Annotated in this window: 22 protein-coding genes; 16 read left to right on the top strand and 6 right to left on the bottom strand. The window is 66.9% G+C overall.

Annotated features, from left to right (window positions below; all coding sequences use genetic code 11):
* Nucleotides 1-2 precede the first annotated feature (2 nt).
* The 9 genes from ATO11_RS06695 (at nt 3) to ATO11_RS06660 (ending at nt 8,495) form a co-directional block, all read left to right on the top strand.
* On the top strand, nt 3-1,607 hold the full coding sequence (locus ATO11_RS06695; protein WP_050530088.1) for a carboxyl transferase domain-containing protein: 1,605 nt from the start codon (nt 3-5) through the stop codon (nt 1,605-1,607).
* On the top strand, nt 1,604-2,227 hold the full coding sequence (locus tag ATO11_RS06690; RefSeq protein ID WP_082176192.1) for a thermonuclease family protein: 624 nt from the start codon (nt 1,604-1,606) through the stop codon (nt 2,225-2,227). The genes ATO11_RS06695 and ATO11_RS06690 overlap by 4 nt, the downstream gene beginning before the upstream one ends.
* Nucleotides 2,220-4,157, top strand: coding sequence for an acetyl/propionyl/methylcrotonyl-CoA carboxylase subunit alpha (locus ATO11_RS06685; RefSeq protein ID WP_050530569.1), 1,938 nt, complete (start codon nt 2,220-2,222; stop codon nt 4,155-4,157). Before ATO11_RS06690 ends, ATO11_RS06685 begins: the two co-directional genes overlap by 8 nt.
* The gene (locus ATO11_RS06680; RefSeq protein ID WP_050530086.1) at nt 4,154-4,816 is read left to right on the top strand and encodes a glutathione S-transferase family protein; all 663 of its coding nucleotides are present in this window, start codon (nt 4,154-4,156) and stop codon (nt 4,814-4,816) included. The genes ATO11_RS06685 and ATO11_RS06680 overlap by 4 nt, the downstream gene beginning before the upstream one ends.
* A complete protein-coding gene (locus ATO11_RS06675) occupies nt 4,813-5,688 on the top strand; it encodes a hydroxymethylglutaryl-CoA lyase (RefSeq protein ID WP_050530085.1) in 876 nt (291 codons plus the stop codon). The genes ATO11_RS06680 and ATO11_RS06675 overlap by 4 nt, the downstream gene beginning before the upstream one ends.
* A complete protein-coding gene (locus ATO11_RS06670; RefSeq protein ID WP_050530084.1) occupies nt 5,669-6,457 on the top strand; it encodes a crotonase/enoyl-CoA hydratase family protein in 789 nt (262 codons plus the stop codon). Before ATO11_RS06675 ends, ATO11_RS06670 begins: the two co-directional genes overlap by 20 nt.
* 222 nt (nt 6,458-6,679) lie before the next feature.
* Nucleotides 6,680-6,859 carry a hypothetical protein gene (locus ATO11_RS21795; RefSeq protein WP_134643078.1) on the top strand — a complete coding sequence of 60 codons (180 nt, stop codon included), beginning with the start codon at nt 6,680-6,682 and terminating at the stop codon, nt 6,857-6,859.
* Nucleotides 6,860-7,040: 181 nt separating this feature from the next.
* Complete coding sequence (locus ATO11_RS06665) at nt 7,041-7,406, top strand: NADH-quinone oxidoreductase subunit A (RefSeq protein ID WP_050530083.1); 366 nt, start codon at nt 7,041-7,043, stop codon at nt 7,404-7,406.
* Nucleotides 7,407-7,418: 12 nt separating this feature from the next.
* Complete coding sequence (locus ATO11_RS06660) at nt 7,419-8,495, top strand: S41 family peptidase (protein ID WP_134643077.1); 1,077 nt, start codon at nt 7,419-7,421, stop codon at nt 8,493-8,495.
* Nucleotides 8,496-8,504: 9 nt separating this feature from the next.
* Here ATO11_RS06660 and ATO11_RS06655 read toward each other — a convergent pair whose 3' ends face one another.
* Complete coding sequence (locus ATO11_RS06655) at nt 8,505-8,981, bottom strand: MarR family winged helix-turn-helix transcriptional regulator (RefSeq protein ID WP_050530081.1); 477 nt, start codon at nt 8,979-8,981, stop codon at nt 8,505-8,507.
* A 108-nt stretch (nt 8,982-9,089) separates the two neighbouring features.
* Between ATO11_RS06655 and ATO11_RS06650 the strand changes: the two genes are divergently transcribed.
* Nucleotides 9,090-10,055 carry an MBL fold metallo-hydrolase gene (locus tag ATO11_RS06650; RefSeq protein WP_134643076.1) on the top strand — a complete coding sequence of 322 codons (966 nt, stop codon included), beginning with the start codon at nt 9,090-9,092 and terminating at the stop codon, nt 10,053-10,055.
* 100 nt (nt 10,056-10,155) lie between these two features.
* Here ATO11_RS06650 and ATO11_RS06645 read toward each other — a convergent pair whose 3' ends face one another.
* Nucleotides 10,156-10,428, bottom strand: coding sequence for a hypothetical protein (locus ATO11_RS06645; RefSeq protein ID WP_050530568.1), 273 nt, complete (start codon nt 10,426-10,428; stop codon nt 10,156-10,158).
* Between the two features lie 80 nt (nt 10,429-10,508).
* Between ATO11_RS06645 and mgtE the strand changes: the two genes are divergently transcribed.
* The 5 genes from mgtE (at nt 10,509) to ATO11_RS06620 (ending at nt 15,242) form a co-directional block, all read left to right on the top strand.
* Nucleotides 10,509-11,879: a magnesium transporter gene (mgtE, locus tag ATO11_RS06640; RefSeq protein WP_050530079.1), complete on the top strand. Its 1,371-nt coding sequence runs from the start codon at nt 10,509-10,511 to the stop codon at nt 11,877-11,879.
* Nucleotides 11,879-12,379: an ATP-dependent zinc protease family protein gene (locus tag ATO11_RS06635; RefSeq protein ID WP_242601374.1), complete on the top strand. Its 501-nt coding sequence runs from the start codon at nt 11,879-11,881 to the stop codon at nt 12,377-12,379. Before mgtE ends, ATO11_RS06635 begins: the two co-directional genes overlap by 1 nt.
* Complete coding sequence (rimK, locus tag ATO11_RS06630; RefSeq protein WP_050530077.1) at nt 12,376-13,281, top strand: 30S ribosomal protein S6--L-glutamate ligase; 906 nt, start codon at nt 12,376-12,378, stop codon at nt 13,279-13,281. The genes ATO11_RS06635 and rimK overlap by 4 nt, the downstream gene beginning before the upstream one ends.
* Entirely contained in the window at nt 13,281-14,324 is a 1,044-nt protein-coding gene (locus ATO11_RS06625) for a succinylglutamate desuccinylase/aspartoacylase family protein (RefSeq protein ID WP_050530076.1), read from the top strand. The genes rimK and ATO11_RS06625 overlap by 1 nt, the downstream gene beginning before the upstream one ends.
* A 123-nt stretch (nt 14,325-14,447) precedes the next feature.
* Entirely contained in the window at nt 14,448-15,242 is a 795-nt protein-coding gene (locus ATO11_RS06620) for an inositol monophosphatase family protein (protein ID WP_050530075.1), read from the top strand.
* Here the strand turns inward: ATO11_RS06620 and ATO11_RS06615 are convergent.
* From ATO11_RS06615 to ATO11_RS06600, 4 genes are read right to left on the bottom strand one after another with little or no spacing between them, the layout of a single operon-like run.
* Nucleotides 15,239-15,805, bottom strand: coding sequence for a histidine phosphatase family protein (locus tag ATO11_RS06615; protein ID WP_050530074.1), 567 nt, complete (start codon nt 15,803-15,805; stop codon nt 15,239-15,241). The two genes, ATO11_RS06620 and ATO11_RS06615, sit on opposite strands and share 4 nt — an antisense overlap.
* Before the next feature lie 3 nt (nt 15,806-15,808).
* Nucleotides 15,809-16,882: an ABC transporter ATP-binding protein gene (locus ATO11_RS06610; protein WP_050530073.1), complete on the bottom strand. Its 1,074-nt coding sequence runs from the start codon at nt 16,880-16,882 to the stop codon at nt 15,809-15,811.
* A gap of 20 nt (nt 16,883-16,902) precedes the next feature.
* Entirely contained in the window at nt 16,903-19,095 is a 2,193-nt protein-coding gene (locus ATO11_RS06605) for an ABC transporter permease (RefSeq protein ID WP_050530072.1), read from the bottom strand.
* Nucleotides 19,096-20,121 carry an ABC transporter substrate-binding protein gene (locus ATO11_RS06600; protein WP_050530071.1) on the bottom strand — a complete coding sequence of 342 codons (1,026 nt, stop codon included), beginning with the start codon at nt 20,119-20,121 and terminating at the stop codon, nt 19,096-19,098. It lies immediately after the preceding gene.
* A 248-nt stretch (nt 20,122-20,369) separates the two neighbouring features.
* On the opposite strand from ATO11_RS06600, the gene ATO11_RS06595 reads away from it, so the two are divergent.
* A complete protein-coding gene (locus ATO11_RS06595; protein ID WP_050530070.1) occupies nt 20,370-21,002 on the top strand; it encodes an HAD family hydrolase in 633 nt (210 codons plus the stop codon).
* Nucleotides 21,003-21,086: the final 84 nt, after the last annotated feature.

Below are 21,086 nucleotides of genomic sequence, written 5' to 3'. Positions count from 1 at the left end.
CCATGCGCCTGAATTCGGCTTTCATTCCGGGGGGCGAGGATGCCAAGCGCAACCGCGCCGCGCATCTGGCCGCGCTGGACGAGATGCGCGCGGCGGCGGAGCTTGCGGCCCTTGGCGGTGGCGAGCGCGCGCGGGAGCGGCATGTGGGGCGCGGCAAGATGCTGCCGCGCGAGCGGGTGGCGAACCTGCTTGATCCCGGCTCTCCCTTCCTGGAGGTCGGGGCGGTCGCTGCGCATGGGCTATATGATGGTGCGGCGCCGTGCGCAGGCGTGATCGCGGGTGTGGGCCGCGTGGCGGGGCGGGACGTGATGGTCCTGTGCAACGACGCCACCGTGAAGGGCGGCACCTATTACCCGATGACGGTCAAGAAGCACCTGCGCGCTCAGGAGATCGCCGAGGCCTGCCGGCTGCCCTGCATCTACCTTGTCGACAGCGGCGGCGCGAACCTGCCCAACCAGGACGAGGTCTTTCCCGACCGTGACCATTTCGGGCGCATCTTCTTCAACCAGGCGCAGATGAGCGCGAAGGGGATTGCGCAGATCGCCGTGGTGATGGGGTCGTGCACGGCGGGCGGGGCCTATGTGCCCGCGATGAGCGACGTGACGATCATCGTGAAGGAGCAGGGGACGATCTTCCTTGCCGGGCCGCCGTTGGTGAAGGCCGCGACGGGCGAGGTGGTGAGCGCCGAGGACCTCGGTGGCGGGGACGTGCATACCCGGCTGTCGGGCGTGGCGGATTACCTCGCCGAGGACGACGCGCATGCGCTGGCGCTGGCGCGGCGGGCGGTGGGCAACCTGTCGCTCATCGGTCCTGATGGGCCGCCTCGCGAGGCGCCGGAGCCGCCGGCCTATGATCCCGACGACATCCTGGGCGTGGTGCCCGCCGATCTGCGCACGCCCTATGACATCCGCGAAGTGATCGCGCGGATCGTGGATGGATCGCGGTTCGACGAGTTCAAGGCGCGGTTCGGCGAGACGCTGGTCACCGGGTTTGCACATGTCGATGGCTGGCCGGTGGGGATCGTCGCCAACAACGGGGTGCTGTTTTCCGAGGCGGCGCAGAAGGGCGCGCATTTCGTGGAGCTGTGTTCGCAACGGCGCATCCCGCTGGTCTTCCTGCAGAACATCACAGGGTTCATGGTGGGGCAGAAATACGAGAACGAGGGCATCGCGCGGCACGGCGCCAAGATGGTGACGGCGGTCGCGACCACGGCGGTGCCGAAGATCACCATGCTGGTGGGCGGCTCGTTCGGCGCGGGCAATTACGGGATGGCGGGGCGGGCCTATGATCCGCGCTTCCTGTGGACATGGCCCAACAGCCGGATCAGCGTCATGGGGGGCGCGCAGGCGGCGGGTGTGTTGGCGACCGTCCGGCGCGAGGGGATCGAGCGCAAGGGCGGGACGTGGTCGGCCGAGGAGGAGGCCGCGTTCAGGCAGCCCACCATCGACATGTTCGAGGCGCAGTCGCATCCGCTTTATGCCTCTGCGCGGCTTTGGGATGACGGGATCGTCGATCCGCGCCGGTCGCGCGAGGTGTTGTCGCTGTCGTTGCAAGCTGCGTTGAACGCGCCAGTAGAGGAGACGCGGTTCGGCGTCTTCCGGATGTGAGCCGGGTGCTGGGGGCGCTGATCGTGACCTGCCTGACCGTGGGTGGCTGGGTGTGGCTGGCGGTGAAGGGTGGAGCGGAGGTGCCGCGGCTGGCGGAGTGCCGGGTGGGGTATGTCTATGACGGGGACACGGTGGAACTGGTCTGTGGCAAGCGCGACTATGCGGCGCGGGTCGTGGGGCTGGATGCGCCCGAGACGAAGGAGCCGCGCTGCGCGGAGGAACTTACGGCGGGCAAACGCGCGACCGAGCGGTTGCGGGCGCTGGTCAAGGCCGGGCCGGTCAGGCTGCGGCGGCAGGGATATGACCGCTATGGGCGTCCGTTGATCCGTCTGTGGGCGGGCGGCGAGGACGTGGCCCGCGTGCTGGTGCGCGAAGGGTTGGCGGTCTCCTACCGTGGTGGCCAGCGGCCCGACTGGTGTGCGCGGTTGCAGGCGTGGGAGCGCGCCCCCGGCGCACGCCCGCCCGCCCACCCCGTGCACCGGGGCCGCGCGGGCCCGGAGGATCGGGCGGTGGCGTGGGGTATTTGGGTCGGGGATGCCTCCGGCGGACATATTTTGGAAGAGAAGAAGCCGGGTGTGGGCGCGATGGCCGGGCTGGCGGGAAGGGTTTGCCGTGTTTGAAACAGTCTTGATTGCCAACCGGGGGGAGATCGCCTGCCGCGTGATCCGGACCGCGCGCGCCATGGGGTTGAGGACGGTGGCGGTGCATTCGGACGTCGATGCCGGTGCGTTGCATGTCGGGATGGCGGATGCGGCGGTGAGCCTGGGTGGGGCGGCGCCTGCGGAGAGTTACCTGCGCGGCGATGCGATCATCGAGGCGGCGCTGGCGACGGGGGCGCAGGCGATCCATCCGGGATATGGCTTCCTGAGCGAGAACCCCGACTTTGCCGAGGCTTGTGCGGCGGCGGATCTGGTGTTTGTCGGGCCGTCGGCGGAGGCGATGCGGGCGATGGGGCTGAAGGATGCCGCCAAGGCCGCGATGGAGGCGGCGGGTGTGCCGGTCGTGCCGGGGTATCACGGGAGCGACCAGGCGGATGATGTGCTGGCGAAGGCCGCGAGTGACATCGGCTATCCGGTGCTGATCAAGGCCGTGGCGGGTGGTGGCGGCAAGGGGATGCGGCTGGTCGAGAATGCCGATGCGTTCGCGGATGCGTTGCGGGCGGCAAGGGCGGAGGCGAAGGGCGCGTTCGGCAATGACGCGGTGCTGGTGGAGAAGTTCGTCGCCAAGCCCCGGCATATCGAGGTGCAGGTCTTTGGCGACGGGACGCGGGCTGTGCATCTGTTCGAACGCGATTGCTCGCTCCAGCGGCGGCACCAGAAGGTGATCGAGGAAGCGCCGGCGCCGGGGATGACCGAAGAGATGCGCGAGGCGATGGGCGCGGCGGCGGTGCGGGCGGCGGAGGCCATCGGGTATTCGGGCGCGGGTACGGTGGAGTTCATCGTCGATGCGAGCGAGGGGCTGCGGCCCGACGGGTTCTATTTCATGGAGATGAACACGCGCCTGCAGGTGGAGCATCCGGTGACCGAGGAGATCACCGGCGTCGACCTGGTCGAGTGGCAGTTGCGGGTGGCGAGCGGTGAGTCCTTGCCCGTGCGGCAGGAGGACCTGTCGATCCACGGCCATGCGTTCGAGGCGCGGCTTTATGCCGAGGACGTGCCGGCGGGGTTCCTGCCCGCGACGGGGACGCTGAGCCACTTGTCGTTCCCCGAGGATGCGCGGGCGGAGACGGGCGTGCGAGCGGGGGACGAGATCAGCCCGTGGTACGATCCGATGATCGCAAAGGTTGTGGTGCACGGGGCGACGCGTGCGATTGCCTTGAAGAAACTGTCGCGGGCCTTGGCCCGGACCGAGGTGGCCGGGACGGTGACTAACCTGCGGTTCCTGTTGGCGCTGGCGGCGCATCCCGGCATGGTGTCGGGCGACGTGGATACCGGGCTGATCGGGCGGGATATCGACGCGTTGACCGTTGCGCCGGAGGTGCCGGGTACGGCGATTGCCTTGGGCGCGATGGCACTGGCGGGAGTGCTTGAGGCGGATGATCCGCTGACCGGGTTCAGCCTGTGGGCGCCGTTGCGCCGGACGGTCGAGGTTGAGGTGGAAGGAGAGCGCGTGTCGGTTTGCCTTGAGGTCTCGGGGCCGGATGCGACAGACCTGTATTGGGGTGACACGCGGATCGAGGCGCGGCGCTTAGGCGGTGCATGGCGGATCGGGGGGCGGCCTGCGCCGACCCATGCGGTCGCTGGTGACACGGTCACGGTGTTCGTGGATGCGGGGCACGCGATCCGCGCCGTCGACCCGTTGGCCGTGGGTGGAGACACCGCCGCCGCCAAGGGGGTGATCGAAGCCCCGATGCCGGGGCTGGTGCGGGCGGTGCATGTGAAGACGGGCGACAGAGTCGAGGAAGGCGCGCCGCTGGCCGTGCTGGAGGCGATGAAGATGGAACACGTGATGAAGGCGGGCCGCGCGGGCGTCGTGGCCGAGGTGCCGGTGGCCGAGGGCGCGCAGGTCGCGGCGGGCGATATACTGATCCGGCTGGAGGATGACGCATGACCGAAGCAACGCTGCACCACGTTCCGTTCTCACGCTCGTTCCGCGTGCTCTGGATGCTGACCGAGTTGGGGATCACGCCCGAGATCGTGAGTTACTCGATCCGCGACGGGTCGCTGCAGGCCCCCGACGTGCTGGACAAGACGCCCGCGGGCCGCGTCCCGGCGCTGGAGATCGACGGGCGGACGCTGTTCGAAAGCGGCGCGATCCTGGAATACCTGGCCGAGACGCGGTCCAAGGCGGGGCTGGGCCGCGCGCCGGGGCATCCCGAGCGGGTCGCTTACCTGCAGCACATGCATTTCGCCGAGACGATGGGCTCGCTGATCGAGAACCTGAACCTCAACCACATCTTCCTGCGCGATCCGGCGCAGATGAGCCCGGTGGTGGTGAAGCTCCTTACGCGGCGGCTGGTGGGGACGCTGCGCGCGCTGGAGGCGCAGCTGCGCGACGATGGCTACCTGCTGGAAAGCGGGTTTTCGGCGGCGGACATGATGCTGGGCTTCAACCTCTTTGCCGCGCCCTATTACGCGAAGTTCGACGCGTTCCCGCGTGTCGCGGCCTATCGCAACCGGCTGGCGGAGCGGCCTGCCTATATCGACGCGCGTGCTCTGGACGGGGAGCAGGATTTCTATACTCGCAACTTCTACGAGGTGCCGGGGTGAGCGATTTCGTCGAGATCTTCGAGGTCGGCCCGCGCGACGGGTTGCAGAACGAGGCGCGGATCATCCCCGCCGCCGACAAGATCGCGCTGGTGGATGCGCTGTCGGGCGCGGGGTTCCGGCGGATCGAGTGCGCGTCCTTCGTGAACCCCAAATGGGTGCCGCAGATGGCGACCAGTGCCGAGGTGATGGCGGGGATCACCCGCGCGCCCGGCGTGGCCTATGTCGCGCTGACGCCCAACATGCGCGGGTTGACCGATGCGCTGGCGGCAAAGGCGGACGAGGTGGCGGTGTTCGGATCAGCCTCGGAAGGGTTTTCCAAGGCCAATATCAACGCGACGATTGCCGAGAGCCTCGAGCGGTTCGCGCCCGTGGTGGCCGAGGCGGTGGCGCGGGGTGTGCCGGTGCGGGGTTACGTGTCTTGCGTGGTCGATTGTCCCTATGACGGGCCCGTCGCGCCAGAGGCGGTGGCGCGGGTGGCAAAAGCCTTGCTCGACATGGGATGTGCCGAGATCGGGCTTGGTGACACGCTGGGGCGCGGGTCGCCCGAGCGGATCGGCGCGATGATCGACGCGGTGAAGGACGTCGTGCCGGTCGAAAGGATCGCGGGGCATTTCCACGATACGGGCGGGCAGGCGCTTGCCGCGATGGAGGTCGCGCTGGGGCAGGGCGTGCGGATTTTCGACGCGGCGGTGGGTGGTCTGGGCGGGTGTCCCTACGCGCCGGGTGCGGCGGGCAACGTGGCGACCGAGGCGGTGCTGGATCGGTTGACAGCGCTGGGGTTCGAGACCGGGCTCGACCGGGACGCGGTGATGCACGCGGCGCGGATGGCGCGGGCGATGCGGGGGACAGGTGATGCAGTTCGAGACGCTTGAGATCGAAAGGGACGCACGCGGCGTTGCGACCCTGTGGCTGAACCGGCCCGACACGCATAACGCCATGTCGTCGGAGATGCTGGCCGAGCTGGTGGCCGCGACCGAAGCGCTGGGCGCGGACCCCGACGTGCGGGTTGTCGTGCTGGCGGGCCGGGGGCGGTCGTTTTCGGCAGGGGCCGACTTAGGCTGGATGCGGGCGCAGTTCGGGATGGATGCCACCACCCGCGCGGCGGAAAGCGCCAAACTGGGGCGGATGCTGAAGGCGCTGAACGAGATGCCGAAGCCGCTGATCGGGCGGGTGCATGGCCATGCCATCGCGGGCGGGCTGGGGCTCTTGAGCGTCTGTGACGCGGTGATCGCGGTGCCCGGCGTGAAGATGGCCCTGACCGAGACGAAGCTGGGCATCGTGCCCGCCAATATCGGGCCCTATGTCGTGGCCAAGATCGGGGTGGGTGCGGCGCGGCGCATCTTCATGTCGGCGCGCACCTTTTCGACCGACGAGGCGCTGGCGATGGGGCTGGTGAGCCGGGTGGTGGACCCGGAGGCGCTGGACGCCGCCATCGAGGACGAGATCGCGCCCTACCTCGCCTGCGCGCCGGGGGCCGTGGCCGAGGCGAAGCGGCTGCTCTTGTCCTTCGCTGATCTGCCGGACGAGGCGCGGATCGCCGAACTGGTGAACCTGCTCGCCGCGCGGTGGGAGACGGACGAGGCGCAGGAAGGCATCACCGCCTTCTTCGACAAGCGCAAACCGGGATGGGCGGCGGACTGACCTCTCCGAAAGGATAGGCGCGCCTGCCTTTCGGGCGTGCCGGCTGCGCCTTTGCGGGCGTGTTTCGCGGGATAGCTTCGGTTTATCAGTGTCTTGGGGCCACAAGACAGATTGCCGGAAGGACGACAATGCCAGTATCCCGCCATTCCCGTTGGGCGCCCGCGCCCCTGCACCCTTCGAGTTGCCCGCCGGATCGGCCGGGCCGCGGTGGAGGACTCTTTCATGTCCGTTAGATCGATGCTGGCCTCGCGCCGGTCGCGCGAGCGCCGGAAAGTGTGCAAGACCGATATCGAGGACGTGGCGACCCGCCCGCGCCTGACGCGCGCCGAACTTGTGGACCTGTTCCGCGACGAGCTGGGCATCTCCAGCCAGATCTTCGACCCGCATCACGGCGCTCACTGAAAGGCGCGCCGCGTTCAGGTGATCCCCGCGCCGGATGCCATCAAGCGCCAGACGAGCGCGCGGAACCGGACCATCAGGTTCGCGCCCCTCTGGATCCGGGTCGTTTGTGACGTTTGCGCCCGTTGACCCTGCCCTGTGGCGGGAGTAGACCACCGGGAAAGGTTGCAATGGAGCCGGATTGATGGACGACATGCTTCGCGAATACGCGCCGATCCTCGTATTTCTTGCGATCGCCATCGGGCTTGGAATGGTTCTGATCCTTGCAGCCGCCGTCGTGGCGGTGCGCAACCCGGATCCGGAAAAGGTGTCGGCCTATGAATGCGGGTTCAACGCGTTCGACGATGCGCGGATGAAGTTCGACGTGCGGTTCTACCTCGTGTCGATCCTGTTCATCATCTTCGACCTCGAAATCGCGTTCCTCTTCCCGTGGGCGGTGGCGTTCAAGGACGTGAGCATGGTCGGCTTCTGGTCGATGATGGTCTTCCTTGCCGTGCTGACCGCCGGGTTCGCCTATGAATGGCGCAAGGGCGCGATGGAGTGGGAATAACGGCGCGCCGCCGTGGCGGGCTTTTCCCAGGACGCTGACATCGTTTCAGAATTCGTGGAAAGGGACGGGGCCTGTGCCGCCGTCCCTTCTGCATTGATGGGTGCGGCGCTGGACCGGATGCGCGACGTCGCGCGGACAGGATCGCGTGATGCCTTCCTGCTGGCCGCGATGCGCGTGCTGGCGCTGGCGGGCAACGGGCATACCCGGATCATCCCGATGCCCGCGCTGGAGGTTATACCTTCGCGGATCGTGGCGCGGGGCGCGGGGTGGCATCTGTGCGGTGCGGATGGCGGGACGCTGGAACACGTGGACGGGATCGACCCCGAGACGCTGTTTGCCCGCTGGACCCCGTTCCTCGCCGGGACACCCGCGCGGCAAAGGGCGGTTGCGGGGGTCATGTTTGCCTGGCCCGCCGCCCTGTCGGCGGGGGGGATCGATCCGGGGCGGCAGGTCACGTTCGGCCTGTCCGGGGGCGGTTCGGTTGCCTGCGACATGAGCACGCGCGTGCCCGCGCTTGACCTTTACCCGGTGCACGAGCGCGGCGGCGACGTACCCGGCGCCGATCCATGGGCAAAGTCCGACAGCCCCGGAACGCGGGTGCGGCTGGCATCGCTGGCCGAGGCGGAGGTGCCCGACCTCGATGCCGTCATTGCAGATGCGTCGCGCCGGGTCGCGGCGGGCGACGGGCAGGTCGTGCTCGACCTGCGTGGCAATCCGGGGGGCAGTTTCCTGAAGGCACTGCCCTTGGTCGCGGCGCTGGATGCACACGCGGCGCGCTGCGCCGTGCAGGTGGACAGGTACACGTTTTCGGCGGCGATCGTCGTCGCGGTCCTCGTCCGGCACCGGCTGGGCGCGCGGGCGCGGCTGTTCGGCGAGACGATGGGCGACGGCCTGACCTTCTGGGCCGAGGGCGGCACCGCAACGCTGCCGCAGACAGGGGCGCTCTTGCGGTGGTCGGACGGGTTTCACGACTGGGCGCATGGCGACCCGGAAGGCCGTGGCCCGGCGGACCTGCGCCCGCACATGGTTGCCACCGGGACGCCGCACATTCACCCGGAGCGCGATTTGGAAGGATGGCTCACGGCATAGGCCGGGCGGTCAGTCGCCGGGCCGGTCCGGCAGGCGCATCACCGTGGGCAGGTCGGCGGCGGCCAGCCGGTCATTCGCGTCGCCCAGAACCGCGAGCGCCTGTTCCACCGCTGCGGGGTCGAGGCCTAGGCTCTCCCACCCGGCATCGGCGGCGCGGGTGGCCTCGGCCAGCACCGATCTGCCGAAGGGCGTCAGCGACAGCAGCACGCGCCGTTCGTCCCGGTCGTCGCGCTTGCGGTCGATCAGGCCGAACCCGCTCATCTTCTTGACGAGGGGCGACAGCGTGTTCGGCTCCACCCCGATCCGCGCCGCCAGTTCGTTGAGCGTGACCGTGCCCAGTTCATCAAGCCCCATCAGCGCGACGTATTTCGGGTAAGTGAAGCCGGTATCGCCGAAAACCGCCTGGTAATAGCGGTTGAACGCCAGTTGCAGCGCGTAGACGCGGTAGCACAGCATCGTGTCGAGTTTGGACGGAGTGTCGCTCATACCGGGCACGTTAGTCACGGCCTTGCGGAAACGAAAGGCTTGACATCAAGAATTTCGTAAAAGAATATATCGTGTACGAACTTAATTTTGCAACAGAAGGATTTCGACATGTTCCCATCACCCAGACTTTCGCGCCGCGCCTTCGGGATGGCGGCCCTGACGGCTCCGCTGGCGGTCTCTTTCGCGGGGCAGGCGCGGGCGGATGGCCACGCCGCGCCGGGCGACGCGGCGATCTATGGCGCGTCGCTCGGATCGTACCGGATCACGGCGATCATGGACGGCGTCGCGCCGTTGGGGCGGGGGTTCTTCTTTGGCCTGCCGGACGAGCAGATCAACAGCGTGATGGAGGCCAACGGGATCGGGCCGGACCTGCTGCCCGCGCCGGTCAACGCCTACCTGCTGCAATCGGGTGACCGCACCATCCTGATCGACGCGGGCATGGGCGGGCTGGAGATGCTGGGGCCGGGGTTCGGGCGCCTGTCGGCAGGTCTCGCGGCGGCGGGCACGTCGGCAGAGGCGGTGGACACGGTCGTCGTCACGCACCTGCACCCCGACCATGTCGGCGGTCTTCTGGCGGGCGGTGGCGCGGCCTTTGCCAATGCCGAACTGGTCGTGGCCGAGGCCGAGGCGACTTTCTGGACCGACGACGCCGCGATGGCCGCCGCGCCCGAGGCGATGCAGGGCCTGTTCCAGCTGGCGAAGGCCGTGATGGGCGCCTATGCGGGCCGGGTCACGCAGGTGGCCGACGGGGCCGAGATCGCTCCGGGCCTGACGCTGTCGCTGTCGCCGGGCCACACGCCGGGCCATTCGGTGGTGATGATCGACGGCGGGGACCGGCAGGTGATGATGGTCGCCGACACGATCCACAACGCCGAACTGCACACCGCGCTTCCGAACATCGGGTTCGGGTTCGACGTGGATACGGGCCTCGCCGCGCAATCCCGCGTCGCGCTGTTCGACAGGCTGGCCGCCGACAAGACCCTGATCGCGGGCAGCCATGTCCACTTCCCCGGCTTCGGTCGCATCCTGCGGGACGGCGAGGTCTACCGCTACGTGCCCGCGACCTGGGCCTGACGCTCCCCGACCAACGCTGGAAAGGCCCGCCGTCGTGCGGGCCTTTTTGCTGCCGGGGATGCCCGGAACGCAGCGCGGGCACGTTTCCCGATGCCGATCATCACTTCGGTGCGATCGTTTCCTTCCCGACGCGCCGGTAGTTGACGAACGAATTCGCGCTCATCACGACAAAGAAGGTGTCCATGTCGATCAGGACGAAGCCGCGCTCGAACAGGGCGCGTGCGAGGGCTGTCCGGTCTTCGGGATAAAGCCGCCGTCGGCCCATCATCTCTTTCACGAGCTTCTCGGGAATCCTGAAGCGACCCGATCCCTTGCCCCCGAATGGGACCGCGTAGAGATCCTGGAGTTGCTTGGCTACATCATCGTGCTGCATCTTCAAATCCAAACTATTTTTATCTATAGACAAAATTTTTTTGCCTATGTAAAGCACGGGAAGAAAAATTTTGGTGCCACATGCTAGACCAAGACCACATCGAGGAAGTCCGGGAGATCGGGCCAGACCTGCGCGAAGCCATCGCGGCAGGGGACGCGGAGCGCATCTCGGCGCTGCTTGACCCCTTGCCCTACAGCGATGCGCTGCGAGAATTGCTGGCGCTGTCGCCTGTGGAGCGGGACGGTGTCCTTGAACTAGTTCCCGCGGAACTCGCGGCGGAACTGATCGAGGAAGCGCCGGACGAAATGGCCGCCGACCTTGTCGAGCGTCTGGAACCCGAGCGTGCGGCCGAAATCCTCGAAGAACTTGATTCGGACGTTCAGGCGGACGTCATCGGCGAGATGGATGCCGACGACGCCGAGGCGGTTCTGTCCGAGATGGACGCACAGGACGCGGCGGATGTCCGTCGCCTTGCGGCCTACGAGGACAACACCGCCGGCGGCCTGATGATGGCCGAGGTGTTCCGGTTTTCGGACAAGGATACGGTCGGCAAGGTCCTGCGGACCTTTGCATCCGAAGAGGATGACTTCGAACGCTATCGCGGACAGCACCCCTATATCGTGAACGAGGCGGGGGAGCCGACGGGTGTCGTGTCCCTGCGCGGCCTGTTGACGGCCAAGCGCAGTGCCCACCTGACGGACATCATGGTTCGCCCCATGACCGTGCCGGTGGACATGCCGCTGGAGCGGCTCGAGGACATCTTTGACGAGCATCCGTTCCTCGGCATCCCGGTTGTCGATACCGACGGTCTTCTGGTCGGTGTCGTGTCCCGGTCCGCCGTGGCGGAGGCCGTGCTTGAGCGGAGCGAGAGCGAGAGCCTCAAACGCCAGGGTGTGGTGGGTGACGAGTTGCGGTCGATGCCGACATGGCTGAGGTCGCGGCGCAGGCTTGCGTGGCTGTCTGCCAACATCGTGCTCAACATCATCGCCGCCAGCGTGATCTCGGCCTACGAGGAAACGCTTGCCGCCGTCATCGCGCTTGCCGTCTTCCTGCCGATGGTGTCCGACATGTCGGGTTGTTCCGGCAACCAGGCGGTCGGCGTGACGATGCGCGAACTCAGCCTCGGCCTCGTGCGGCCGATGGATGCCCTGCGCGTCTGGTTCAAGGAAATCTCGGTCGGGGTGATCAACGGGATCGCGCTGGGCTTGCTGATCGGCATCGTTGCGTGGATCTGGAAGGGCAATCCGGCCCTCGGCCTCGTGATCGGTGCGGCGCTAGCGCTGAACACGATGCTTGCGGTGTCTATCGGCGGTGTCGTGCCCCTTCTGTTGAAGCGGCTCGGGCAGGATCCCGCGGCGGCCAGCGGGCCGTTGCTGACAACCGTGACCGACATGGCAGGGTTCTTCTTCGTCCTCAGCTTCGCGACCCTCATGATGCCATGGTTGATCTGATGACGAAAATGACCCCCCGACCCACTGCGCAGGAACAAGGCGTCGCCCTGTTCGGCTGGATGGAATATGTCTGCCTGCCCCAGCTTGGCGTCGAAAAGATCAAGGCCAAGCTGGATACCGGCGCGCGGACCTCGGCCATCCATGCGGAAAACATCGAGCTGTTCGATCGCGACGGCGTCGAATGGGTGCGGTTCCAGACCCTTCCCGACTGGGACAACCCCGAGGTCGGGTTCCGCACCGTCGAGGCCCCGGTCGTCCACGTCCGGGAGATCAAGAATACCAGCGGCATCCCCGAGGAACGTCTGGTCGTGAAAACCAAGGCGCGTTTCGGAAAACGCATCTGGACGATCGACATCTCGCTTGCCGACAGAACCAACATGACCTTCCCGATGATCGTCGGGCGCGCGGCGCTGAAAAGCCACGCCATCGCCGTTCACACGCGGAAGACATTCCTGGTCTCAGAGAGGCCTTCCTATTCACCAAGAAAGGAAAAATCATGAAAATCGCGATGCTGGCACGGAATGCCAAACTCTATTCGCACCAGCGGCTGAAGGAAGCCGCTGAAGAGCGGGGCCATCAGCTCGACATCATCGACACGCTGCGTTGCTACATGAACATCGCGTCGCGGCGGCCCGAGGTCTATTACAACGGCAGCAAGCTGACCGGCTACGACGCGGTGATCCCGCGGATCGGTGCGTCGGTCACGTTCTACGGGACCGCCGTGCTGCGCCAGTTCGAGATGATGGGCGTCTATCCCCTGAACGAAAGCGTCGCGATCGGCCGGTCGCGGGACAAGCTGCGGTCGATGCAGCTGATGGCGCGGGACGGCATCGGCCTGCCGGTCACGACCTTTGCCCATGACGCGAAGCAGACCGAGGAAGTGCTGAAACTGGCCGGTGACGCGCCCCTCGTCATCAAGCTCCTCGAAGGCACGCAGGGCCTTGGAGTCGTTCTGGCCGACACGAACCGGTCCGCCAAGTCCGTGTTCGAGGCCTTCCGGGCGACCAACACCAACATCCTGATCCAGGAGTTCATCAAGGAAGCCGGCGGCACCGACATCCGCGCCATCGTGGTGGGCGGCAAGGTCATCGCGGCGATGAAACGCACGGGCGCCGAGGGCGAATTCCGGTCGAACCTGCACCGGGGCGGTTCCGCGCAGGTCGTCAAGCTCAGCGCGGAAGAGCGCGCGACGGCGGTGCGGGCGGCCAAGTCCATGGGCCTGAATGCCTGCGGCGTGGACATGCTGCGCGCCAACCACGGCCCGGTGATCATGGAGGTCAACTCCTCCCCCGGTCTCGAAGGCGTCGAAAAGGCCACGGGGCTCGATATCGCGGGCAAGATGATCGAGTTCCTTGAAAAGAACCAGGCCAAGGGCACGACCCGCACCAAGGGCCGCGGCTGATGCCGAAGGTCCAGCCCTTCCGGATTGCCGGCAGGGACGTTGCACCGGGAACCCGCAAGACGGTGGATATCCCGGTCAGCGTCCTGTCGGACCACACGCCGATCTCGATGTCGGTGCACGTGGTGCATGGCAAGGTGCCCGGACCGGTGATGTTCGTCAGTGGCGCGATCCACGGCGACGAGGTGATCGGGGTGGAGATCATCCGGCGGATCCTCGCGTCGAAATCGCTGAATACGCTCAAGGGCACGTTGCTGGCCGTGCCCATCGTCAACGCCTATGGCCTGATCAACCATTCGCGGTACCTGCCGGACCGGCGTGACCTGAACCGCTGCTTTCCCGGCAGCGAGACGGGGTCGCTGGCGGCGCGGCTGGCCAACCGGTTCATGACCGATATCGTCACGCGCGCCGATATCGGGATCGACCTGCACTCGGCCGCCATTCACCGGACGAACTACCCGCAGGTGCGTGTCTCGCCGGGGGACGATGCCATGCAGAAACTGGCCGAGGTGTTCGGCGCCCCGGTGGTCATGAAATCCCCGCTTCGGGACGGCTCCCTCCGGCACGCCGCGCGCGCCATCGGCAAACCGATCCTGTTGTTCGAGGGCGGCGAGGGCCTGCGGTTCGACGAGTTCACGATCCGCGCGGGCGTCGCGGGCGTTCTGCGGGTCATGCACGACCAGGGCATGATCTCTCGCAGGGGCGTTGCGAAACCGAAGGGCACGCCGCAATTCTGCACGTCCAGCAAGTGGGTGCGCGCCCCGATGGGGGGCCTGTTGCGCATCTTCAAATCCGACGGCGCCCTTGTCCGCAGGGGCGAGCTTCTGGCCGCGGTGTCGGACCCGTTCGGCGAACAGGAGAAAGAGATCCTCGCGCCGTTCTCGGGCATCATCGTGGGCCGCGCCGTGATGCCGGTCGTGAACGAAGGCGACGCGGTCTTCCATATCGGCCGGGTCAAATCCATGACCGAGGCCGAGGGCGCGGTCGAGGACCTTGAAAGCCAGCTGGGCGACGACCCGATGTTCGACGAGGACGAGATTATCTGAACCGGCCCGGCGGTGGCGGCCCCGCGCCTCGCCGGGTGGCTTGCCATCTACAGCGGGAAACCCGGTGTCGTTTGTCCGCGTTCGGCGGTAGCATCCGAGGGGTGCAACCGGACGGGGGTGGATATGGTCGAAGATGTCTCAAGCCGGAAGGCGTTTGCCGAGGAGGTCTGCCACGCCGCCGGCGAACGCGCACTGGCCTATTTCCGCGACCGCGAGAACCTCAAGGTCGACAGCAAGGGCGCGCAGGACTGGGTGAGCGAGGCTGACAAGGCCGTCGAGGTCTTCATCCGCGACGAGATCTCTGCCGCGTGGCCCGAGGACGGCGTGTTCGGGGAGGAGCACGGGGCAAGGTCCGGCACCAGCGGGTTCGACTGGGTGATCGACCCCATCGACGGCACGACGAATTTCGTGAACGGCATCCCCGCATGGACTATCGTGCTGGCCGGCGTCACGGGCGGAACGACCCGGATCGGCGTCATCCGCGATCCCAACGTGGACGAGACCTATGCCGCGGAACGCGGCGCGGGGGCGACGCTGAACGGCAAGGCGCTGTCGGTCGCGGCGGGCGTGCCGCTTGATGCCGGGACGGTGTCGGTCGGGTATTCGAACCGGGTTGAGGCGGCGCATATCCTGCCCGTCATCGCCGACCTCATCGAACGCGGCGCGATGTATCACCGCAATGCCAGCGGCGCGCTGTCGCTGGCCTATGTCGCGGCGGGGCGGTTGCTGGGCTATGTCGAGGAGCACATGAACGCGTGGGATTGCCTTGCCGGGCAGCTGATGATCGCCGAGGCCGGTGGGCGGGTCGAGGATCAGGACGCGCAGGAGATGATCCGCAGGGGCGGGCGCGTGGTGGTCGGCACGCCCGACGTCTTTCCGGAGCTTGTTGGCATCTGCGACCGCGCCTGGGGCGGCTAGGGGAAGGGGCGCCAGCCGGTATCGGGGAAAAGCCCCTCAAGGTCGGCGCACCACAGGTGGCCCTGTCCCGGCTGGTCGAACGCCCGGTCGATCCGCGCGTCGCGCAGGTGGCACCACAGCAGGGTGCCGACCGCGCCATGGGTTACGATGGCAAGGTCTAGCGCGGCATGGCCCGCGACGATGGCGCGGACGGCGGTGACGATCCGCTCTTGCGCGGCTTGCGCGGTTTCCCAGCCGCGAAAGCTGCGTTCCGGTTTGGCGAAGAAGGCATCGGCGGCGGCCTCGAACCGCGAAGGCGGCAGGTAGCCGGTTGCGCTGCGGTCGTTCTCACCCAGCCGCGCGTCGGTCTGCACGGCGAGCCCGCGCGGCGCGGCAAGGATCGCGGCGGTCTCCCGCGCCTTGCGTTCGGTGCTGGACCAGATCGCCCCGACCGAGCGGAGCAGGTCCGACCGCGCCAGCGCCTCCGCACGGGCGCGGCCCGCGTCGCTCAGCCGCCAGTCGGTGACCGGGATGGCGGGGTCGACCACGACCTCGGGATGGGTGGCGACGATCAGCCGGGCCACATCCTACCCGCCGGGCAAGAGGACCGGCCCGCGTTCCGCGAATGTCATCCGGACCTCGGTGCCGGGCTCCAGCGGGTCGTCGACGTCGTCCTGAACCGCGAAGACCTGCCCGAAGGCGCCGGTCAGCGTGTATTCCATGCGCACGCCCACATAGGTCGCCTTCGATATCGTGGCCGGGATCCCCGTATCGTCCCCGAACCGGATGCGCGAGGGCCGGACAGCCAGCGTCGCGGGTCCAGCGGGGAGGCTCCGGCCGGGGAGGCGGTACCGGTAGCCTTCGATCTCGATCACGGCCATGTCGCCCTCGACCGCGACGATGATGCAGGCCAGCAGGTTGGCCTCGCCGATGAAGTCGGCCACGAAGGTGTCGTTCGGCGCATCGTACAATTCGCGCGGGGTGCCCTTCTGCGCGATGGCCGCGTTGCGCATCACGACGATTTCGTCGGACACGGCCAGCGCCTCTTCCTGGTCGTGGGTGACGTAGACCACCGTCAGGCCAAGGTCCTGCTGGATCGCGCGGATGTCCTCGCGCACCTGCCGGCGCAGTTTCGCGTCGAGGTTCGACAGGGGTTCGTCGAACAGCAGGACCTGCGGTTCGAGAACCAGCGCGCGCGCCACGGCCACCCGCTGCTGTTGCCCGCCCGACAACTCCGACGGAAGCCTGCCGCCGAACCCCTTCAGCCCGACAAGGTCAAGCCCCGCCTGCGCGCGGCTGCGCGCCTCCTCCTTGCCGAAGCCCGAGAAGGTCAGGCCGTACCTGACGTTTTCAAGCACCGTCATGTGCGGGAAGAGCGCGTAGGACTGGAACACCATCGTCACGTCGCGGTCGGTGGCGGGCAGGGTGGTGACGTCCCTGTCGCCGATGAAGATGCGGCCCGAGCTTGCCATCTCCAGCCCCGCGATCATCCGCAGGGTCGTCGTCTTGCCGCAGCCGGACGGGCCCAGAAGGGTGACGAGCTTGCCCGCGTCGACATGCAGGTCGATCGCGTCGACGGCGACGACATCCTTGCCGAACACCTTCGACACCCCTTCGAACCGCACCGGGGCGGCCTTGGAACTGATGGTGGGTTCGCTCATGCGGGACACTCCATGGCAGGCTAGCTCCGTCGGCCGATCTGAACGCGGCCCACCAGCACTTGCAGCAGGCCGACCGCCGCCAGCATCACGAAGATCAGCGTGGTCGAATAGGCGATGGCGAGGCCGTAATCGTTGTTCTCGACCCGCCCGATGATATAGCTGGTCGCCATGTCGTAGCGGGCCGAGACAAGGAAGATCACGGCCGAGATCGCCGTCATGGCGCGCACGAAACTGTAGACCAGCGCGGCAAGGATCGCTGGCCGCAGGAGCGGCAGGATCACCCGGCGGAAGGTCTGCCACGAATTCGCGCCCAGCGTGAGCGACGATTCATCGAGCGACTTGTCGAGCTGGCTCATCGACGCGATTCCGGCCCGCACGCCGACCGGCAGGTTCCGGAAGATGAAGCTGACGACAAGGATGACACCGGTGCCGGTGATCTCGATCGGGGGGACGTTGAAGGCGAGGATATAGCTGACGCCGATCACCGTGCCCGGAATGGCAAAACTGAGCATCGTGCCGAATTCGAATGCGTTCTTGCCCGCGAAATTCTGCCGGGTCAGCAGGTAGGCCGTCACAAGGCCCACCGCCGCCGTAAGCGGGGCGGCGATGGCCGCGATGGTGATGGTGGTCCAGAAACTGTCCCATGCCGCACCGGTCCAGCGGATACCCTCTTCCTCGAACCGGACGCTGAAGGCGGTGACGTAATGCTTGAAGGTGAGCGAGTTGTTGACGCCCCACAACTCGACCACGCTGCCATAGACGATCATGCCATAGACCACCGCCGTGAAGAACGCCCAGACAAGCGCGATGGTCGTCACCGGCATCGACAGGCCAGTGGGCATCAGGGGGTGCACCCCGGCATCGCCCTTGCCGGTCACGGTGGTATAGCTTTTCCTGCCCAGCCACGCGCGCTGCGCGTAGAAGGCCGACAGCGTGAAGAACAAGAGCACCATGGCCAGTACGGCGGCCCGGCCCTGGTCGTATTGCGCGCCGACGATGGCAAAGAAGATCTCGGTCGACAGCACGTCGAAATTGCCGCCAAGGACCAGCGGGTTGCCGAAATCGGCCATGGATTCGATGAAGCCCAGCAGGAAGGCGTTGGCGAGCCCCGGCCGCATCAGCGGTAGCGACACGGTGCGGAAGGTCTGCCAGCGGCTGGCGCGAAGCGTCTGCGCCGCTTCCTCCATCGAGGGGGAGACGCCCTCGACCACGCCGATCAGGACGAGGAAGGCGATGGGCGTGAAGGCCAGCGTCTGCGCGATCAGGATGCCCGGCATCCCGTACAGCCACCGCGTGGGCTGCACGCCGAACAGGTCCGCAAGAAACACCGTCACCGATCCCGACAGGCCGAACAGCAGGATCAGCGCCAGCCCGATCACGAAGGGCGGGGTGATGATCGGCAGGACCGTCAGTGCCCGCACGGCACGCTTGTAGCGAAAGCCCGACCGCGTCACGACCAGCGCGAAACACAGGCCGAGGATCGTCGTGACGAAGCCCACGATCACGGCGAGGAACAGGGAATTCCACGCCGCCCCGCACCGCGCGCCCCACAGGCAGCCCAGCCCCCATAACCGGTCGTCGAAGAACTTGGCCGCGAAGACCGTCAGCGAATAGGAGCCGTCTTCGGTCACGAAGGCGGCGAACAGCATGTTGGCGATGGGGAAGAAGACGAAAGTTGTGACGATCGCGATCACGCCCCCGATCGCGCTGACCACGAAGACATCACCGTTGATCGCGCCCCGCGCGGCAATGCCCTGCGTGAGCAGGAAAAGGAAGGCCGTGGCAGAGAACATCGCGCCATAGCCCATGCCGAACTGGCGGATCCGGGGCTCTCCGAAAAGCGCCTTCAGCCAGTCGAAGGTGAAGCCGCGAATGCCGATGCCGAAGCCCTGCGCGATCAGCCATCCGAACCCCAGCGCGCCCGACAGGATGAGGATGCGCGCGAAAAGCGGATCGGATTTCGGGCGCCGCACCACAAGCAGGGGAAGGGCAAGCGGCACGAGAAGCGGTGCCAGCCATGTCTTTTCGCCCTGCGCGATCAGGAAGGCCGCGGGGGCGTAATCCTCGTCGAACGGGTAGCCGTCGACCAGCCATTCGAACGACCAGAGTCCGCCATCCACCATGTACCATGGCAGGACGAGGAAACCGACCCACCCGGCGATTATCCAGAAGACCAGGACCGGGTGGGACGTTCTTGATGGGGCGTCAGTCACTTACTGCGGCAGGACAGACACCTCTTCATCCCACTTCCGCAGCAGCCGCTTGCGTTCGTCGGACGACCCGTACTTCTTGAAGTCGTAGTCGATCAGCTTGATCGTCGACATGTCGGGCGCGCTGTCCGATGTCTGCGCGCCGGTGTTCGACGGCACCTGGAACGCGTTCACCTGCAGGGCGAGGTTCTGCGCCTCGGCGCTCAGCGCCCAGTCGTAGAATTGCTTGGCCTCGTCCTCGTTGCGCGCGCCGTCGATGATCGACATCGACCCGATCTCGTACCCGGTGCCCTCGCAGGGGGCGACGACCTTGATCGGGAAGCCCGCGACCGCCTGTTTGACCGCGTCGTGCATGAACACGATGCCGATCGTGTTCTCGCCTCGGGCGGCGGCCTTGATCGGAGCCGAGCCGGACTTGGTGTACTGGTTGATGTTCTTGTGCAGGCCCTTCATGAACTCGAAGCCTTCATCCTCGCCGAAGATCTGCACCATCGACGCCAGCGTGGTATAGGCCGTGCCCGACGAGTTGGGGTTCGCCATCTGCACGTGGCCCTTGTATTCCGGCTTCAGCAGGTCCTTCCAGCAGGACGGTTCGGGCAGGTTGTTGGCCGCCGCCAGATCGGTGTTGTAGCCGTAGCCAAGCGCGCCGGAATAGATCCCGATGGTCTTGTTGCCCGCGCTTTCGGCCTGGCTGATCGCCCAGTCATGCAGCTGGTCGCGCATCGGCGACATGTATTCCATGGTCAGGCCTTCCTCGGCGGCCTGCAGGTGCGGGTCACCGGTGCCGCCCCACCAGACGTCCCCCTTGGGGTTGGACGATTCGGCGCGGATCTGGGCAAAGGTCTCGCCCGAGGACTTGCGCGTCATGTCCACGTCGATGCCGGTCGCGTCCTCGAAGCTGCGCGCCATCAGCTGGCACCAGTCTTCCTGTGCAGAGCAATAGAGTGTCAGGCTGTCGGCATAGGACGCGCCCGCAGACGCGGCGAACAAAACCATCGAGCTGGCAATAGTTGCTTTGATCTTTTTCATGACTTCCTCCCAAATTAATTCCCCAAGCTGACCACCGATTTCCAATTCTGGCAACGAAATTCGCCTGTTAAATGGCGGCAGGAAGCGGCGGGAACGGGCCGGGGCCAGCGCCGGAAAGATCGGCGTCGCCGCGATCTTTTCATAGTATTCAGAGGTTTATCATGCGCATAATTGCAGCCATGTTGGCCGGGTGACGCGCAAGCGGTGGCCGCGCCGGCACCCGACGACCTGCAATCCGGGGACTGCGCATGTATGCGGAATTCCACGATGCAGACGGCACACGCCGCCTGCCCGAAAGCGACTGGGAGGCGCTGATCACTACGCGCGGCTATGCCGCCGTGGTGTTTGATTGCGACGGCACGCTGGTCGAAAGCGCCGATGCGCATTTCCGCGCCTTCCAGGATGCTGTCGCGGCGCAGGGCGAGGTGCTGGACAGGGACTGGTACCGCCAGCGGACCGGGCTGGACCGCCATTCGCTCTTGTCCGAATTCGCCGATGCCGCGGGCCCCGGTTTCGACGTCCCCCGCGCCGTCGCCGACAGCATCGCGGCCTTCGGCGACCACGTGCACCTTGTCCGCCCGATCCCGCGGATGGCCGACCTGCTGATGCGGGTCTCGTCACTGGTGCCGGTCGCCGTCGGCACCAATGCCGAGACCGCGGTGGCCAGCGCCTCCCTGACCGCCACGGGCCTGTCTGACGCCATCCGCCTGATCGTGAGCATCTCCGACGGCCTGCCCCCCAAACCCTCCCCCGACATCTTCGCCACCGCCGCCCGCCGGTTGCAGGTCCAGGCGCGCGACACGTTGGTGATCGAGGATTCGACGCAAGGCGTCGCGGCGGCACGGGCGGCGGGGATGGATGTGCTGCTGGTGCGGGGGTGATGCGGTGAGGGGGTAGGCGGATGCGATTTTCGTAAAAGATGCCGTAATGGGGCTGTCGGCGAATCGAGCACGTTTCGCTTGTTT

The organism is Pseudaestuariivita atlantica (assembly GCF_001205715.1).
GTDB lineage: Bacteria > Pseudomonadota > Alphaproteobacteria > Rhodobacterales > Rhodobacteraceae > Pseudaestuariivita > Pseudaestuariivita atlantica.
The sequence above is the reverse complement of the archived record's forward strand: the minus strand, read 5'-3'. Positions and strand labels throughout refer to the sequence as shown.

Bases quoted from the DNA above. Each gene is read 5' to 3' on its own strand.
- ATO11_RS06695 (WP_050530088.1), top strand. From the start codon at position 3: ATGCGCCTGAATTCGGCTTTCATTCCGGGGGGCGAGGATGCCAAGCGC.
- ATO11_RS06680 (WP_050530086.1), top strand. From the start codon at position 4,154: ATGACCGAAGCAACGCTGCACCACGTTCCGTTCTCACGCTCGTTCCGC.
- ATO11_RS06670 (WP_050530084.1), top strand. From the start codon at position 5,669: ATGCAGTTCGAGACGCTTGAGATCGAAAGGGACGCACGCGGCGTTGCG.
- ATO11_RS21795 (WP_134643078.1), top strand. From the start codon at position 6,680: ATGTCCGTTAGATCGATGCTGGCCTCGCGCCGGTCGCGCGAGCGCCGG.
- ATO11_RS06665 (WP_050530083.1), top strand. From the start codon at position 7,041: ATGGACGACATGCTTCGCGAATACGCGCCGATCCTCGTATTTCTTGCG.
- ATO11_RS06655 (WP_050530081.1), bottom strand. From the start codon at position 8,981: ATGAGCGACACTCCGTCCAAACTCGACACGATGCTGTGCTACCGCGTC.
- ATO11_RS06650 (WP_134643076.1), top strand. From the start codon at position 9,090: ATGTTCCCATCACCCAGACTTTCGCGCCGCGCCTTCGGGATGGCGGCC.
- ATO11_RS06645 (WP_050530568.1), bottom strand. From the start codon at position 10,428: ATGCAGCACGATGATGTAGCCAAGCAACTCCAGGATCTCTACGCGGTC.
- mgtE (WP_050530079.1), top strand. From the start codon at position 10,509: ATGCTAGACCAAGACCACATCGAGGAAGTCCGGGAGATCGGGCCAGAC.
- ATO11_RS06635 (WP_242601374.1), top strand. From the start codon at position 11,879: ATGACGAAAATGACCCCCCGACCCACTGCGCAGGAACAAGGCGTCGCC.
- rimK (WP_050530077.1), top strand. From the start codon at position 12,376: ATGAAAATCGCGATGCTGGCACGGAATGCCAAACTCTATTCGCACCAG.
- ATO11_RS06625 (WP_050530076.1), top strand. From the start codon at position 13,281: ATGCCGAAGGTCCAGCCCTTCCGGATTGCCGGCAGGGACGTTGCACCG.
- ATO11_RS06620 (WP_050530075.1), top strand. From the start codon at position 14,448: ATGGTCGAAGATGTCTCAAGCCGGAAGGCGTTTGCCGAGGAGGTCTGC.
- ATO11_RS06610 (WP_050530073.1), bottom strand. From the start codon at position 16,882: ATGAGCGAACCCACCATCAGTTCCAAGGCCGCCCCGGTGCGGTTCGAA.
- ATO11_RS06600 (WP_050530071.1), bottom strand. From the start codon at position 20,121: ATGAAAAAGATCAAAGCAACTATTGCCAGCTCGATGGTTTTGTTCGCC.
- ATO11_RS06595 (WP_050530070.1), top strand. From the start codon at position 20,370: ATGTATGCGGAATTCCACGATGCAGACGGCACACGCCGCCTGCCCGAA.